Consider the following 16,229-nt stretch of genomic DNA (forward strand, 5'->3'; position numbering starts at 1 on the left):
GATGCCACAGACCCTGCCCCTCAGCGGAATCCGCGTGATCGACTACAGCCACTTCCTGGCGGGGCCGCACATGTCGCGTTGCCTGGCGGCGATGGGCGCCGACGTCATCAAGGTCGAGCGCCCGGGCGGCGGCGACGCCGGCCGCGCGCACGGCTATTTCAAGGACGGGCAATCCGGATATTTCCTTCAGCAGAACATGGGCAAGCGCGGCATCTGCGTCGACATGAAGGACCGGCGCGGCTTCGACCTGATGATGAAGCTGGTCGAGACGGCGGACGTGTTCGTCGAGAACTACCGCCCCGGCGCGCTGGAAAAGCTCGGCCTCGGCTATGCGGCTCTCTCGGCGCGCAATCCCCGGCTGGTCTATTGCTCGGTATCCGCTTACGGGCACACCGGGCCGGATGCCGCAAGGCCCGGCTTCGGCCTGATCGCCGAGGCGAAATCGGGCGCCATGGCGCAGCTCGGCACGGACGGGGAGGCGCCGCCGCTGCTGCGCATTCCGATCGCCGACATGTATGCCGGCATGCACGGCGTCGCCGCAATCTGCGCCGCCCTGCTGGGCCGCGTCGCGACCGGCAAGGGACAGCATATCGACCTGGCGCTCTACGACTGCATGATCTCGATCCATGATTATGCCGTGCAGCGCTACACCTTCTCCGATGGAGAGGAACTCCCGAAGCGCACCGGCTCGGATTCGCCGGAAACGCCGATCTATGGCGTCTTCCCGAGCTCGGACGCTTATATTGTGATCGCCGCCCAGGTTGACGACGCCTGGGCCCGACTGGCGAGCCTGATCGGCGGCGCTGCGCTAGACCCGAAATTTGCGACGCCGACCGGCCGTGCAACGCATTACCGGGAGGCGACCGCGCTGGTGAAGGCCTGGAGCTCGGCACGCACGACGCGCGAATGCCTTGCGGCTCTCGACGCGTCGTCCGTTCCGTCTGCGCCCGTGCAGACGATCGACCAGGTGCTCGCGGATCCGCAGGTCGCGGCGCGGAACATGGTGCTCGAGCAAACCCATCCGGTGCTCGGCAAAGTCAGGCTTCCCAATCTGCCGTTCCGGTTCTCGGACTGTGACACGACACCCCAGCGGGTCGCACCCTTGCTCGGTCAGCACAATGTCGAAATCGCTCGCGAGCTCGGCATCAGGGAAGAGGAGATCGCCGATATGCAGAGGGCGAACGTCCTGGCGAGCGAGCCGGCGGCCGGCTGACACACCGCTCCGGTCGTGTCGGCGGCGTTGGCCCCGGTCAAGCCGCTCTCGGCAGGCGCAAGCCCGGCGCGAGGCGGCCGACATGCTTGAGATCGTCGAGGAAGCGCCGGGTCTCGTTTTCTTTCGCCTCCTCGTCCGGCAGGCGCAGCAGATAGGACGGGTGGACGGTCGCCAGCAGCGGCGTCCCATCCGGCAGCGCAAGCTCGCGCCCGCGTGCTGCCGCCAGCGGGCCGGCATGGCCGGTCAACGCCTTGAGCGCGGTCGCGCCCAGCGCCACCACCAGCTGCGGCTTGACGAAGCCGAGCTCGAGATCGAGCCAGAAGCGGCAGGCTTTGACCTCGCCGGCATTCGGCTTCTCGTGGATGCGCCGCTTGCCGCGCAGCTGGAATTTGAAATGCTTCACCGCATTGGTGACATAGGCTCGGGTGCGATCGAGCCCTGCATCCGCCATGGCGCGATCGAAGACCTTGCCGGCCGGGCCGATAAAGGGCTTGCCGGCGAGATCCTCATGATCGCCTGGCTGCTCGCCGACGAAGATCACCGGCGCATTGCGCGGGCCTTCGCCGAAAACCGTCTGTGTCGCATCGCACCAGAGATCGCAGCGCCGGCAGGAGCGCGCCGCGAACGCCGCATCCTCCCAGCTCTCGATTGCCGAAAGGTCGGCAGCGGCCAGGTCCGGCGCCGGAGCAGGCCGTCGCTTCTGGGGTGATGTCGGCGCGCTCATGATCATCTCCTGCGTTCGCCTGGCGGCATCGGCAATCAGGGGAGCAATCAGTTCGGCCTCCGGCAGGTTCCGCCAGTATTTCATGGGCATCTCGGCCCTCATCGCCTTCGGCTTCAGCCGGGCCGGGTTGAAGATGCTGGCGTAATAGGTTCGCCACCACTCCTCCATCGCATCACTGGTCGGCGCCTGCGCCCGCGTCGCCGCCTCGCCGAGCTTGAGTTCGCGCCCGTCCCAGAGCAGCGTCCCGCGTGGCGTCAGGATCGTCCAGCGCATCGTCGTGAAACGCTCGACGAAGAAGGGCGCGACCTTCTCCAGGATGTGATGCTCGGGCTCGAACCAGGCGACGAAGGCCTCGCCGCCCTCCCCGTCATCGACCTCGCGGAAGCGCACGAAGGCGGTCATCTTGTGCATGTCGCGCCGGACCGAGCGCGCCAGCGCCTCGGCGCGATGGACGTCGTGATCGGAGGCGATCTGGAGCAGCTCGCGCTCCTCCTGCAGGCGCCAAAGCAGGCGGTAGAGCAGGTCGAAGCGCGCGGGATCGCTATGGCAGATCACCTGCTGCGCCAGCCCGACGAAAGCGCGCGGCACGCTGAGCGCCCTACCCTCGCCGCCCTCGACCACATCCTCGCCGAACAGGCCGGTGTCGTTATCGCCGACGCGCCAGTCGATCGCCGAGGGTGCGACCAGCGCTTGCGCGAAGCGCCGGGCGAAGCCGCGCCAGCCCTCGAAATCGGCTGGATGGGACAGACGCGCGACGTACATCAGAGCAGCGCCAGTTGCTGCGGCTTCGGCGCCAGCTGCGCCTTCAGCCGCTCGCCGTCAAGCGCAGCGCCCGGCCGCCAGTCGCTGGTGACGATGAACTGCCGGAGCACGCGCAAGGAGCGCACCAGCCGCCCGACATCCTCCAGCCTCAAGCTCCGGAAGCGGCGCATGGCGAGGATGCGATCGACGCTGCGCGTGCCGAGCCCGGGAATGCGCAGCAGCATCTCGCGCTCGGCGCGGTTGACGTCGACGGGAAAGCGGCCGCGATGGCGCAAGGCCCAGGCGAGCTTGGGATCGACGGCAAGGTCGAGCATGCCGCCCGGCGCTGCGTCCATGATCTCGTCGACCTCGAAGCCGTAGAAGCGCGTCAGCCAGTCGGCCTGGTAGAGGCGATGCTCGCGCATCAGCGGCGGTTCCGACAGCGGCAATTGCTTCGACGAGTCGGGGATCGGGCTGAAGGCGGAGTAATAGACCCGGCGCAGGCCATAGGCACCATAGAGATTGGCGCTGCGCTGCAGGATGGTCGCGTCGGTGGCATCGTCGGCGCCGACGATCATCTGCGTGCTCTGCCCCGCCGGCGAGAAGGCCGGCGCCCGTTTCGAGCGCTCGCGCTCGGCGGCGGCCTCGTCGATCCTGAGCTTGAGCCCGCCCATGGCGCTGCGGATGTCGAGCGGCTGCTTCTCCGGCGCAAAGCGCTTGAGCGAGGTTTCGCTCGGCAGCTCCACATTGATCGAGACCCGGTCTGCGAACAGGGCCGCTCGGTCGATCAGCTCCTGGCTCGCGCTCGGGATCAGCTTGAGATGGATGTAGCCGCGGAAATCGTGATCGAGCCGCAAGCTCTCGGCAACACGCACCAGTTCGCCCATGGTGTAGTCCGGCGAGCGGATGATGCCGGAGGAGAGGAACAGACCCTCGATATAGTTGCGCTTGTAGAAATTCAGCGTCAGCGCCACGACCTCCTCGACCGAGAAGCGCGCCCGCTGGACGTTGCTCGAACTGCGGTTGATGCAGAAGACGCAGTCATAGGAGCAGAAATTGGTCAGCAGGATCTTCAGCAGCGAGATGCAGCGCCCGTCCGGCGCATAGGAATGGCAGATGCCCGAGCCCGTGGTCGAGCCGATGCCCTTCCCACCGACCGAATGGCGCTTCGCCGTCCCGCTCGACGCGCAGGAGGCGTCGTACTTCGCGGCATCGCTGAGGACTTCCAGCTTCTGAAGCGTGGTGAGCTGCGCCAAGCAAGCCTCCATGTTCACTATATGTTCTATCATGACGCAAACCCATCCCGTCCGCCAGAGGTTCCAAAGCGCACGATCGTCGCAGCCTCGCTCTCAGGTGGTTGGATGTTCCGCGCTAATCGCCATCGCATCAGCGATGCGCCAGGAGCTTTCGTTGACGAACTGCCGGCAACCGGACGTTCCTCCGCGGTAGACCAAGAGCGAGCTTTCGTCAGGCCAAGTCAGGCCGCCAGCTCAAGTCACGCGACGGACCGACGCGCCAGGAACAGCTGTTCGAATTCAGGCGCGGAAAGTGGCCGACCGAAGTGATAGCCTTGCCCTTCGTCGCAGCCCATGCCCTTGAGGCGATTGGCCGTTTCGAGGTCCTCGATACCTTCGGCGATGATCGAGAGGCCGAGTGAGCGGCCGAGATCGATCGTGGCGCGGACGATGGCGGCGTCGCCGCTGTCATTCAGCAGCTGACGCACGAAGGTCTGGTCGATCTTCAACGTGTCGAGCGGGAACGCCTTGAGATAGCTCAGGCTGCCATAGCCGGTCCCGAAATCGTCGAAGGCGATCTTGACGCCGCGCGCACGGATTTCGCGGAACGTCTTCTGCGCCTTTTCGGCATCCTCGATCAGGATGTCTTCGGTGACTTCCAGTTCAAGCAGCTCCGGCGCGAGGCCGGTTTCGTCGAGAAGCGCGGCGACCGTGTCCTGCAGCTCGCTGCCCTGCAATTGCGAGGGCGACAGGTTGACGCCCACCCGGACCGGCGTGCCCGCCAGCTGCCATTGCCGGGACTGCTGGCAAGCCGTGGCCAGAACCCAGTTCGCAACCGCATCGGATAGAGGAGAATTGTTCAGCACCGGAATGAACTGCCCCGGCGGGATCAGCCCGCGCACGGGATGGCGCCAACGGATCAGTGCTTCCGCCCCGATCACACTCCGATCCGAAAGGAGCACTTGCGGCTGGTAGAACAGCTCGAACTGATTTTTCTCGAGGGCAAGGCGGAGCTCGGCTTCAAGCGCCAGTTGCGACGCGATCCTGTCGCGCATGGCAGCTGCGAAACCGATCGGTTGCTCGTCGCGGGCCAGTATGGCTGCCTCGAGTGCCAGATGGGCGTTTCCGATCAGGTGGTCAGCACTCCAGCCTGGTTCTGCCACGGCATAGCCGATGCGTACCGCCACCCGCTGGCGCCATTCGCCGAAGACAAGAGCGGCAGACCCAAAATCACGCGCAACGTCATTCGCCACCGCTGCTGCGAACTCCTTGGGCGCAATCAGAGCGAACTCGTCATCGGCGAAACGAGCAGCCTCGGCATCGGCAGGCATCAGCGCGCGCAGCCGTGCGGCGAACGCGACAAGCACCTGATCAGCGAATTCCCGGCCATGGATGTCGCTGAAGTGATGGAAGCGGTCGATGCCGATCAGGATCAAGGCCGATACGGGCGCGCCGCCCTTATCGAACTCTGCTGCCAGACGCTCCCCGAGCGTGTGCCGGTTGAGCAGCCCGGTCAGGTCGTCATGCTCGGCCAGATAACGAATCCGTTCGCGCTCGCGCTGCTTGATGGTGATGTCGCGCAGGACGAGGCCGAACTGACGCCCGTCAGTGCCCTGCCAGCTGGAGGCGCTCGCCTCGAGGGCAAAGCGCTCGCCGTTGCGCCTGAGCCCGACGAGATCGAGGATGTGGTCGTCCACCGCCGCGGCATGCTGCAGGCGGGCGAGCTGCTCCGGGTCGGCAAGGCAGGCGGTGAAAGGCTTGTCGAGCGCATCCGCCTCCGGATAGCCGAATATCTTGGCCGCGCCGGGGTTCCAGAAGACGATGCGACCTTGATCGTCGAGGCAGACGAGCCCATCGCCCAGCGACATCGCGATACGCTGGAAGCGTCGTTCGGCGATCCCGCGCAACAGCCCGCGCAAGTCGATTTCGTGAAGCGCGATGGCGATCAGATAGGCGCCGAGCAGAAGGAGCCAACTGCTCGTGTCCACGATGATCGGCCAGGTCGTCTGGATGAGGAACGCCCCGACCTCCAGTGAAGCCGCCGCCCACAACACGATGGCGACGCGCGCCCTTGCGCTGGTGCGCCGCCAGAGCACGACCATCCCCACGAGAATGGCGACTATGCCGACGAGCGACAGCGGCAGGCCGGTGCTCTGCAGGGCGCGACCCTGCAGCAGCGATTCGGCAGCCAGCAGTTGCAGCATGGAGCCCGGGATGACGCGGCCATTGGGGACGTTGAAGCGGTCGCCGAGTTCGACGGCCGTTCCGGCGACGATGACCTTGCGCCCCTTGAGGCGCGCCAATGCCTGTGGCTCGCCGTCGAGCACCGCGATGTAGGACACGGCCGGTACCGTATCGGTGCCGATGCTGAAATCGATGCGGAACGGTGCGCCCTGCTCGTCATGGCGGCCGACCAGCAGCGCGCCGAACGACGGCAGGAACTCGCCGATGCGTGCGCCGAGACCATAGCGGCGAACCAGCCCGTCCGTCTCGGGCAGAACATTCACCACGGCCGACCAGCTTTGAGCCGCGAACTCCGGCAAGGGCCGGTTCACATGCAATGTGAGCCCGCGATTGAGGTCGCCGGCTCTCTGCTGGAAGGTCGGCAGCACGACGGAGCCACCGGCCTTCGCCAGCGCCTCCGCGAAAGCCGCGTCGTCGACGGGATTGGAGCGGGCGCTGAAGTCGACGTCGAAAAGGATCTCGGTGGCGCCTGCCGTCTCGAGCTGCTCGATCAGCTTGGCATGATGGCGGCGCGGCCATGGCCAGACGCCGATACGCGCCAGCGAGGGGGCGTCAATCTCGACCAGCGCTATGGTTTCGCTGGCCGGACGCTTCGGCCAGAGGAAACGCTTGTCGCTGATGAGATCCGCGAATGCTGCGGGCAGGCCGACCAGCCAGGCCAGCGCAAGCAGCCCGCAGGCAATCAGGTGTGGCCGATACAGCGTCACGTCCGTCTGCCACCCTGCCGGGTATCGAGTTCAGTCATCCCGACCCTAGCGCGGAAAAGCTGACGATTTCGTCAAGACATCAGCGCCCGAGATTCACCCTGACGCTGAGGCCGCCGAGGTTCAGCCCGATACTCACGCCACCGGCACCATTGCCATTGCCGTTTCCACCGCCGTTCCCGTTGCCGCCGGCATTGTTGCTGCCATTGCCGCTGTTGCCGCCAGCGTTGCCATTACCGTTTCCGTTGCCACCGCCGTTTCCGTTGCCGCCGGCATTGTTGTTGCCATTGCCGCTGTTGCCGCCAGCGTTGCCATTACCATTTCCGTTGCCACCGCCGTTGCCGCCGGCATTGTTGTTGCCATTGCTGTTGTTGCCGCCAGCATTGCCATTACCGTTTCCGTTTCCAACACCGTTTCCGTTGTTTCCGGCATTTCCGGGCTTGCCGCCGCTGTTCCCCCAGCCGTTTCCGTTGCCGTTCTTGCCATCGGCATGCCCGTCGCGGCCATTGCCGCGATTGTTCCCCGAGGCATTGCCGTTGCCGGCGTTGCCTGAGGCATGGCCGTCGCCGCTGTTGCCGCGGCCGTTCCCGCCGACATTGCCATTGCCGTTGTTACCGCTGCCATTGCCGATGCTGCCTGGGCCGCTGGACTTGGCGTTCGCCTGGCCGTTGACGCTGGCCAGAGTCTGCGCAGCCTCGGAGCGACCGAGCTCCGAACTGCCGACGCGCTGGACATTGTTCGAGGTGCTGCCTGCGGGCGACAGGTCCTCGGTCGACCAGGTCGTGCCCTGCCTGCGCCCGGAGGCATTGGCTGTCGCATCGGCATTGCGCGCCAAGCCCTTGGTCACCGCCTGGACGTTGACATTGACCTCGCCCAGCGCCGTGCCGATGCGCACGGTCCCGCCGCTGCTGGAAACAGCGCGGTGCGAAGGCTCGCCGGCGCTGGCCCGGCGCTCCTCCTTGCCTGCCGCTGGCGGCCGCGACAGGCCGTCACGCGGGACGGAAATCGCGCGGATCGAGGGGGTGCGCGGCGCTCCCTGCTGGATCGGATTGAACTGCCCGCTGCCGGAGAACCTGAGGCCGGCGGCCCCGGTTCCGGCCACGCTGGCGGCCTGGCCGGGCTGGACCAGCGCGAACTGACCGGAGCGGAAATCCGAGACCTGCACCTGGCCGCGCTGAACGTCGACCTTGGCGCTGCCCGAGGTCACGGTGACGCGGAACTGCGTGCCCTTGACCACGGCGGCGAGGAAGGGGGTCTCGACCTCGAAATGCTGGACGTTCTTCTTCTCCACGTCGAGCAGGATCGAGCCCGCCTGCTGGAGGATGGTCGAGCGACCCGAGCCACTCGTCGTCGGCACGGCGACCTGCGCGTTCGCCGAGATCAGCATGCTCTCGGCGCCGCGGACCAGGAGGACGCGGCCATTGCGTCCGGTGCGGATGGTATCGCCGGGCTTCAGCGTCGTGGCCTGGCCGAGCGAGACCGGCTGCACGCCGGCCCCGGCGATCCAGGCTTCGCCCGAGACCTTGCTGACCTGCCAGATATTGTCCTCCGCCAAAGCCGGCCTCGGGCTCAACGCTTCCAAGAGGGCCAGAAGGCCCGCAGCGAAGAGTATGCGGATCGCTCGCGGCATGGGTAGGCGGTCTCCATCCTGGAGGTGAAAGCCAGCTATGCCCCTTTGCTAACAGCCAGTTCTGAATTCTGACTTAGCGTAGTCGTCTATAATCGAAGGCCGTATTAAGCTTTGATTAACCATGTCTATTTACCGATTTTGGTGGGGTGCAGGCTGGCTGAGCCCAAAAAAGCGGATGCGTACTGGGCATGGCACGGCGGCGGGCGGACAAGCTGTGCAGCGACAGCTTGCGGGCAGCGATACTTCTGCTCTCTCTGTGTTCGCCGGTCTTGATCGCGCCGGCGCATGCCCAGAGTAGCCTCCGTCCGGTTCCGCCAATCCAGCCCAGTGACCAGGGTCTCGAGCAGCGGCGGGCCGAGCGGCTGCAGGAAACCCAAACCGGGATCTCGGTCCCGACTGCCAGATCCGCGCCCGACCAACCGGCCGGCGAAGACCGGGCGCTATTCACGCTTGCCGCGGTGAGGATCGAAGGCGACAGTCCACTCGATTCCGGCGATATCGCTGCCGTCTATCGGGACAGGCTCGGCAGGCCGATCTCACAAACGGGCCTCGCCGCCCTCGCGAACCAGATCGGCCAGCTCCATCGCGACGCCGGCTATCATCTGACACGCGCGATCGTCCCGCCCCAGGACATCAAGGGCGGCATCGTCACGATCCGGATCATCGCCGGTACCATCACCGAGCTCGTGGTGCAGGGCGACGAGGCTAACCGTTTCGGCACGCGCCGCATGCTGGCGCCGATCAGCGAGGAGACGCCGGCCAGGCTGGAGACGCTCGAACGCCGGCTCCTGCTCGTCAACGATCTGCCGGGCGTGCGCGTCAAGGACACCACGCTGGAGGAGATCGGCACTGGTACCGGGCGCTTTCGCCTGACCGTGATGCTCGACAGCTGGAGCGTGTTCGTCTCCGCGGGCTTCGACAATGCGGCTTCGAATGCCGTCGGCCCCTGGCAGGCCTATTTCGGCGCGGCGCTGAATTCGCTGCTCATCCCCGGCGATACGCTGGCGGTCAATCTCTCATCGGTACCGGGCTCGACGCGGGAGCTCCGCTATGGCCGCATCTCCTATGACGCACCGCTCGGCGGCGATTGGCTGCGGGTCGGCGTCTCGGCCTCGCGCAGCGTGGTCTGGCCCGGCGACCTGCGTCGCCTCGACCGTGTTCGGTCCGATGCCGAGAACCTGGAAGCCAGAGCGACCATCGTCGCATTGCAGACACAGCGGCAGTCGCTCTCGCTCACCGCAGGGTTTGGGCTGAGCAACGTAACCGAGGAGAGCGCCTTCGGCGTCACCTACCGCGACCGCCTGCGGATCGCGAGCCTGACCGCCGACTATCGCCTTCGCGATGATTGGCAAGGGACGACCTATGCCACGCTCGGCCTGCGCAAGGGCCTCGGCATCGACGGCGCCTCACGCCGCTACGACCCGCTGCTCTCGCGCTTCGACGGCTCGGGCAACTTCTACGCCCTGCAGGGCGCGCTGACGCGCTATCAGGGCCTTGGCGGCAACTGGTCGATGAGGCTTGCGGCCTCCGGTCAGGTCAGCTCCGAGGCGCTGCTGATCTCGCAGCAATTCTATCTTGGCGGCGCCGCCTTCGGCCGCGCTTTCCAGAGCGGCTGGCTCGCCGGCGACAACGGCATCGCCGGTTCGGCCGAGCTGCGCTACGACTACCGGCCGGCTCTGTCTTTCCTGAAGAACGTCCAGCTTTTCGGCTTCGTCGAGGGGGGAGCCGTTCGCAGCTATGCGGTGCCGAAAGACATCGTCCAGTCCCTCTCCGCCGTGGGTGGCGGCGTGCGCCTGCGGTTCAACGATTCCGTCGAGGCCGGCCTCACCGTTGCTGCACCACTGAGCTACAATTCGCCCAGCCGAGGCGGCCGCGGCGCAACCGTCCTGTTCTCACTCTCGACGGTTCTGAAGGCTTGTCCCGAGCGAAGCGAATGGCGCTGCGGATAAGCAGTCCCCACCTGCCCTGACCATCTTGCGATGGCGGAACATGCGTCGTCGCCGCCTCTTCATGGTTCACGGCCTGTGCGGCAGGCAGTCCCTGCGGCATGGCAGCGGCAGCGCGGCGTCACTCGGAATATCCGTTCCAAAAAGGGTGACTGGATTTGAGACGCACGCAAGCGCTGGATATTCCCGCGCTTTTTGCTTTTTTTTGGTCCCGCCTGATCACAACATCGCCTGCCGCCACCCTTCGCCCTGTCAGGCCGGGACGAGCTTCGGTGGATTGCCGCGAACTTTGAAAGACTCCTTCAAAGCCCAGTTCCTGAAACCTTGCACGCGCGGATCGTCGAAACGGCTTTCGTGGATCAGGAGGTAATATTCTCCGGCGCTGTCGAGCTCGCTGGTCAGCGGAACGGTCAAGCCGCGCATGCCCTCCTCATGCGCCAGGATGATGTCCGGCACCAGGGCAATGCCACGGCCCTGGCGCGCCGCATCGAGCGACATGAAGAAATGCCCGAACTGCAGCGTTTGCTCGATCTCGACCGCCGCGCGCACGCCATGAGCCTTGAGCCAGTCGGGCCAGGCATGGCGGCGCGTCGAGGTATGGATCAGCGGCCAGCGCACCAGATCGGCCGGAGTGACGTCCGTCTCACCCAACAGACCCGGTGAGCAGACCGGGACCAGCCGATCGGGAAAGAGTTCGTCGGCATGGACCCCGTCCCAGCGCGTCAGCATGGACAGCTCGATCCGTGGCTGGTTGCGCTCGTAATGCCGGCCCGGCAGGCGGCCGACGCGGATCGCGACATCGGCCTCATGTGCGAGCAGATCCGCCGGCTCGATCGACGAGACGACGCGCAGCTCGATCTGCGGGTGCAGGCTGGTGAAGAGGTGAAGCCGCGGCATCAGCCAGACCGAGGCGATCGTCGGCAACACCGACACCGTCAACGTCGCCCTGTCCTTGCGCCGACTGAAGCGGCCGGCGGCGCGCTCGAGCTCGTCGAGCATGCTCTCGACGCTCCGGAAGAACTGCTCGCCCTCGGCGGTGAGCTCGATCCTGCGGGTGAAGCGGCGGAACAGCTCCTGCCCGAGATGGAGCTCGAGCTCCTTGACCTGCCGGCTGACGGCGCCCTGCGTCAGGCTCAGCTCCTCGGCCGCCTTGGTGAACGACAGATGGCGCGCAGCAGCGTCGAAACCGCGCAGCGCATTCAATGGCGGCAGACGCCTCTTTCGCATGCAGCACCTCCCTCATGCATGAGACTAGATCATGCATGAGCGCCGAACAATTCGTTTGTGACGACCGGGCGACGGCTTCATCGTCTCGTCAACGCCGGACCTGCCCTGGGCAAGGCACCGGTGAACGGGGAACTGCCGATGACGATCGAGCCAGCGATCGCGCTCGCCATGCGCGACATCGCCAAGCGCTATGGCGCGACCTGCGCACTGCGCAGCGCCGAGCTGACCTTGCGCGCCGGCCGCGTCCACGCTCTGCTCGGCGAGAACGGCGCCGGCAAGTCGACCCTGGTGAAGATCATCGTCGGCGCGGTGAAGCCCGACAGCGGCAGCGTCGCTCTGTCCGGGAAGCCCGTCGCCTTCCGCTCGGTGGCCGAGGCGATCGCCGCCGGGATCGTGCCGATCTACCAGCATCTGAGCCTGTTTCCCGAGCTCTCCGTCCTCGACAACCTCTCCGCCTTCCAGCTCGTCGCCGGCCGGGCCGGCCTCAGCCGCAAGGCGCTGGTGCCGCGGGGCGAGGCCAAGACCTGGCTTGCCCGCGTCGGGCTCGACCTCGATCTCGACCGCGCGGTCTCGTCGCTCTCGCTCGGCGAGCGCCAGTTGCTCGAGATCGCCCGCGGCGTCGGCCGCAATTGCCGCATCCTCGTCCTCGACGAGCCTACTGCAGCGCTGAACGGGGCCGAGGCCGACCGGCTCTTCGCCGTGGTCCGCGATCTCTGCGCAGGCGGGACGGCTGTGCTCTTCATTTCGCACAAATTCGACGAGATCGAGCGCCTCGCCGACGAGGTCACCGTGCTGCGCGACGGCGCCACCGTGATCGACGCAGCCACGATCGGCCGGCACGACCGCGCCACGCTGGTCAAGGCGATGCTGGGCATGCAGGTCGAGCACGAGCACCGTTCCGGCAGCGCCCGGACGGAACCCGTCCTGACGACAGCCAATGTCCGCATGGCGACTGGCCATAGTCTCGACCTCTCGGTAAGCGCCGGCGAAATCGTCGGCCTCGCCGGCCTGGTCGGCTCCGGCGCGCTCGCCATCGCCGCGACCCTGGCCGGAGCCGCTCCCGGGCAGGGCGAGATCGCCGTCGGCGAGCAGAGTTTCGCCCTCGGCGACCGGCGCGCGGCCGTCCGCCTCGGCGTCGCCTATGTTCCGGCCGACCGCCATGCCGAGGGGCTGTTTCCGCCGGTCAGCGCCATCGGCAACGCCTCGGCCAGCGCGCTCGGGCGCTTCTCCGCCCGCGGCCTCCTCGGCAAGGCACGCGAGCGCAATGCGATCGAGCCGCTGCTGCGCCGCCTGCACCTGCACCCGGCCCGCCCCGATGCCGAGGCCGCGAGCTTCAGCGGCGGCAACCAGCAGAAGCTCCTGATCGCGCGCTGCCTCGCCTTGCCGAACCTGCGCGCTCTCGTCCTGCTCGAGCCGACGCGCGGGGTCGATGTCGCGGCCCGCGCCATGATCCACCGCGCCGTCATCGACATGGCCCGCACCGGCGTTGCCGTTCTGGTCGCATCGAGCGACCTCGATGAGCTCACCGCGCTCTGCGACCGCTACCTCGTGGTCCGGGACGGCTCGATCGCGCAGGACCTGCCGAGCGATTCCTCGACCGAAACGATCATGGCCGCGCTCGCCGGAAAGGCCGCGGCATGAGCAGCTTTCCTCTCGGCGACCGGGGCCCGCCCAGCATGCCTGCCATCCTGCGCCCGCCAGCCATCCTGATCGTCACGGCGCTGCTCTTCGGGCTGGCCGCCCTGGCGGTGCCTCGCTTCGGCACGCTCGGCAATATCGAGAACGTGCTGCGCATCGCCGCCATCCTCGGCATCGTCGCCTGCGGCCAGGCCATCGTCGTCATCCTCGCGGGCATCGAGTTCTCCTTCGGTGCCTCGGCGGCGCTGGCGAGCGTCGTCATCGTCATGGCTCTCCCGACGGCCGGTGTCGTCGGCGCCTTCCTCCTCGGCGCGTTGCTGATCGTGGGTATCGGCATGGTCAACGGCCTGTTCGTCGCGCGCTTTGCCGTGCCGCCGGTGATCGCGACGCTCGGCATGCTGATGATCGCCTCGGGTCTCGCGGCCTGGCTCGCCGGCGGTCTGCCGATCGACGCGCCGCCCTCGGACGCCTTTTCCTTCCCGGCCCGCGGCCGCATTCTTGGCATCCCCGTCCCGATCCTCTGCGCCGCCGTCGCCTTCGCTCTGTTGCATGTCCTGCTCGCCAAGACCCGGCTCGGACGCGGCTGGTATCTGGTCGGCGCCAATGCGACGGCCGCCAGGCTCGCAGGGCTTTCCGTGCCCCGCCTGGTCTTTGCCGGCTATGCCGTGGCCGGCCTGTTCTGCGCGCTCGGCGCCGTCATCCTGACCAGCCGCGTCGCCTCGGGCCAGCCCATGCTCGCGCCGAACCTGCCCTTCGAGACCATCGCCGCCTGTGCCGTTGGCGGCCTGCCGCTCGGCGGCGGGCGCGGCAATGTCCTGCAGGTCGCCTGCGGCGTGCTGATCGTCGCCATGCTCAACAACATCGTGGTGCTGCTCAACCTGCCGACCGCCTACCAGCTCATCCTGCTCGGCGCGCTCGTCGTCGCTGCCGTGCTGCTGCAGCGCGACTGGGCCTTCCTCGGCAACGCCGCCCGCATTCTGATCGGCGGGAGGCGCGGATGAGCGCCGCCATCGCCCCACGCCTGCTGGTCGCGCCCGCCGGCATTCTCGCCGCCGGCCTGATCTTCGCCGCGGTCGCGCCCGGCTTCCTCTCGCTCGGCAATGCCGCCAGCATCGCCGGCCAGGCCTGGGTTCTCGTCCTGCTCGCGACCGGCCAGATGTTCGCCCTGGCGGCCCGCGGCTTCGACATCTCAGTGGGCGCCATCGCCGCGCTCGCCGGAACCCTCGCCGCAATGGCCGCCAACAGCTTCGGGCTGATGGGCCTGCTGGTCGCCCCCCTCGTCGGCCTCGCCTGCGGAACGCTGAACGGCTGGCTGATCGGCCGTCTCGCCTTGCAGCCGATCGTCGCGACGCTCGGTTCGCTGGTCGCGTTGAAAGGGCTCGCTTTGCTGATCAGCGACGACGGCCAGGCCGTGCCGCTCACCGAGGCAGGCCAGGCCACCAGCCTCGCCTTCGATCCCGTGCTCGGCCTGCCGCCGCTCGCCTGGCTCGCCCTCGTCTGCGTCCTCGGTGCCCAGTTTCTCCTGAGCCACGCCACGCTCGGCAAGCGCATCCTGATGCTCGGCGCCAATCCCGAAGCCGTCGGCCTGGTCGGCGCCGATGCCGGCGCGCTCCAGATCCGCGCCTACCAGCTCTGCGGACTCTTCGCCGGGCTCGCCGGGGCGCTGATGACGGCCCGGGCCGGCGCCGGCCTGCCGACCGAAGGCGCCGGGATGGAACTGCAGGCGATCGCCGCCGCGATCATTGGCGGGACCGCTCTGTCCGGCGGCGTCGCCAACGCCCTCGCCGTCGCTGCCGGTGCCTTCTTCGTCCAGGTCGTGCTGACCGGGCTCAACCTCAGCGGCGTCTCGCCCTTCCTGGCGCAGGTCACCGTCGGCCTCGTCATCCTCGGCTCCGGCCTGATGGACACCGCACTCCGTTCGCTCTTTTCCCGCAACCGCCAGACCAAGGAGATATCGCCATGACGTCCCTGACCCGTCGCAGCCTCCTGCTTGCCTCCATCGCCGTCGCCGCGCTGGCGTCGCCGGCCCTCGCCCAGGAGAAGACGATCGGCATCGCCGTGCCGAACCTCGCCTCCTCCTTCTGGATCTCGGCCGTCTACGGCATGGAGAGCGAGGCGAAGGCGAGCGGCGCCACGGTTCTGAAGCTCAATGCCGGCGGCGACGCCAACGCTTCGCAGCAGATCGCCCAGGTGCAGGACCTGATCCAGCGCAAGGTTGCGGCGATCGTGATCGGCGCCACCAATGGCGACGCGGTGAAGCCGATCGTCGAGCGCGCGATCGAGGCCGGCATCCCGGTCGTCGGCATCTCCTCGCCGCCGAACACGCCGAAGCTCGCCTCCCTGGTCAGCGCCGACCATGCCGACATGGGCAAGCTCCAGGCCGAATGTCTCGCCAAGGCGGTCGGCGGCAAGGGCACGGTCGCGATGATGGCGGGCCCTGCCGGCCAGGCCTGGTCGGACCTGCGCGCCAAGGGCTTCCGCGAGGCGCTGGCCAAGGCGGCGCCCGACGTCAAGATCGTCGCCGAATCCCGTCTCGCCGACAACCGCAACGCTGCGCTCGGCACTGCCGAGGACTGGACGCAGCGTTTCCCCGACCTCGCCGGCATCTATGCCGCGACCGACGACATGGCCGCCGGCGTCGTCTCGGCCTTCAAGTCGGCGAGCAAGCCGGTGAAGGTCTCGGCCTCGAATTTCAGCCCGACCGCCCAGCAGATGCTGAAGGACGGCGACATCGCCTGCACCTCGATCCAGCAGGTGGTCGCCCAGGGCAAGGCCGCGATGGCGCAGGCGCTGAAAGCCGCGGCGAAGCAGCCGGTCGAAGCCCGTGTCGTGATGCCGGCGCTGCTGGTGACGCGCGAGACCATCGCCACCGTCGACCTCTCCTCGGTCGTGGCCCCGGCCGATTATCGCCCCTGACGGACGCACGC

Annotated in this window: 11 protein-coding genes; 6 read left to right on the top strand and 5 right to left on the bottom strand. The window is 67.5% G+C overall.

Annotation, left to right across the window (positions count from 1 at the left end; all coding sequences use genetic code 11):
- Position 1: 1 nt before the first annotated feature.
- Positions 2–1,213: a CaiB/BaiF CoA transferase family protein gene (locus tag BMZ21_RS18020; protein ID WP_091837257.1), complete on the top strand. Its 1,212-nt coding sequence runs from the start codon at positions 2–4 to the stop codon at positions 1,211–1,213.
- Positions 1,214–1,250: 37 nt separating this feature from the next.
- Here BMZ21_RS18020 and BMZ21_RS18025 read toward each other — a convergent pair whose 3' ends face one another.
- From BMZ21_RS18025 to BMZ21_RS18040, 4 genes are all read right to left on the bottom strand, one after another.
- On the bottom strand, positions 1,251–2,699 hold the full coding sequence (locus BMZ21_RS18025; protein ID WP_091837260.1) for a UdgX family uracil-DNA binding protein: 1,449 nt from the start codon (positions 2,697–2,699) through the stop codon (positions 1,251–1,253).
- Entirely contained in the window at positions 2,699–3,946 is a 1,248-nt protein-coding gene (locus tag BMZ21_RS18030; protein WP_091837262.1) for a putative DNA modification/repair radical SAM protein, read from the bottom strand. Before BMZ21_RS18030 ends, BMZ21_RS18025 begins: the two co-directional genes overlap by 1 nt.
- A 227-nt stretch (positions 3,947–4,173) precedes the next feature.
- Positions 4,174–6,864 (bottom strand): EAL domain-containing protein, encoded by a 2,691-nt coding sequence (locus tag BMZ21_RS18035; protein ID WP_091837265.1) that lies wholly within the window; start codon positions 6,862–6,864, stop codon positions 4,174–4,176.
- A gap of 79 nt (positions 6,865–6,943) precedes the next feature.
- The gene (locus BMZ21_RS18040) at positions 6,944–8,491 is read right to left on the bottom strand and encodes a FecR domain-containing protein (RefSeq protein ID WP_091837268.1); all 1,548 of its coding nucleotides are present in this window, start codon (positions 8,489–8,491) and stop codon (positions 6,944–6,946) included.
- Positions 8,492–8,679: 188 nt separating this feature from the next.
- On the opposite strand from BMZ21_RS18040, the gene BMZ21_RS18045 reads away from it, so the two are divergent.
- Complete coding sequence (locus BMZ21_RS18045; protein ID WP_091837270.1) at positions 8,680–10,440, top strand: ShlB/FhaC/HecB family hemolysin secretion/activation protein; 1,761 nt, start codon at positions 8,680–8,682, stop codon at positions 10,438–10,440.
- 249 nt (positions 10,441–10,689) lie between these two features.
- Here BMZ21_RS18045 and BMZ21_RS18050 read toward each other — a convergent pair whose 3' ends face one another.
- Positions 10,690–11,664 carry a LysR substrate-binding domain-containing protein gene (locus BMZ21_RS18050; RefSeq protein ID WP_091837272.1) on the bottom strand — a complete coding sequence of 325 codons (975 nt, stop codon included), beginning with the start codon at positions 11,662–11,664 and terminating at the stop codon, positions 10,690–10,692.
- Positions 11,665–11,802: 138 nt separating this feature from the next.
- Between BMZ21_RS18050 and BMZ21_RS18055 the strand changes: the two genes are divergently transcribed.
- From BMZ21_RS18055 to BMZ21_RS18070, 4 genes are read left to right on the top strand one after another with little or no spacing between them, the layout of a single operon-like run.
- Positions 11,803–13,305, top strand: coding sequence for a sugar ABC transporter ATP-binding protein (locus BMZ21_RS18055; RefSeq protein WP_091837274.1), 1,503 nt, complete (start codon positions 11,803–11,805; stop codon positions 13,303–13,305).
- Positions 13,302–14,303, top strand: coding sequence for an ABC transporter permease (locus tag BMZ21_RS18060; RefSeq protein ID WP_091837279.1), 1,002 nt, complete (start codon positions 13,302–13,304; stop codon positions 14,301–14,303). The genes BMZ21_RS18055 and BMZ21_RS18060 overlap by 4 nt, the downstream gene beginning before the upstream one ends.
- Entirely contained in the window at positions 14,300–15,265 is a 966-nt protein-coding gene (locus BMZ21_RS18065) for an ABC transporter permease (RefSeq protein WP_091837281.1), read from the top strand. Before BMZ21_RS18060 ends, BMZ21_RS18065 begins: the two co-directional genes overlap by 4 nt.
- Complete coding sequence (locus BMZ21_RS18070; RefSeq protein WP_244543897.1) at positions 15,262–16,218, top strand: substrate-binding domain-containing protein; 957 nt, start codon at positions 15,262–15,264, stop codon at positions 16,216–16,218. Before BMZ21_RS18065 ends, BMZ21_RS18070 begins: the two co-directional genes overlap by 4 nt.
- The last annotated feature ends 11 nt before the right edge of the window (positions 16,219–16,229 follow it).

The sequence above is a fragment of the Allobosea lupini genome, assembly GCF_900109525.1.
Lineage (GTDB): Bacteria > Pseudomonadota > Alphaproteobacteria > Rhizobiales > Beijerinckiaceae > Allobosea > Allobosea lupini.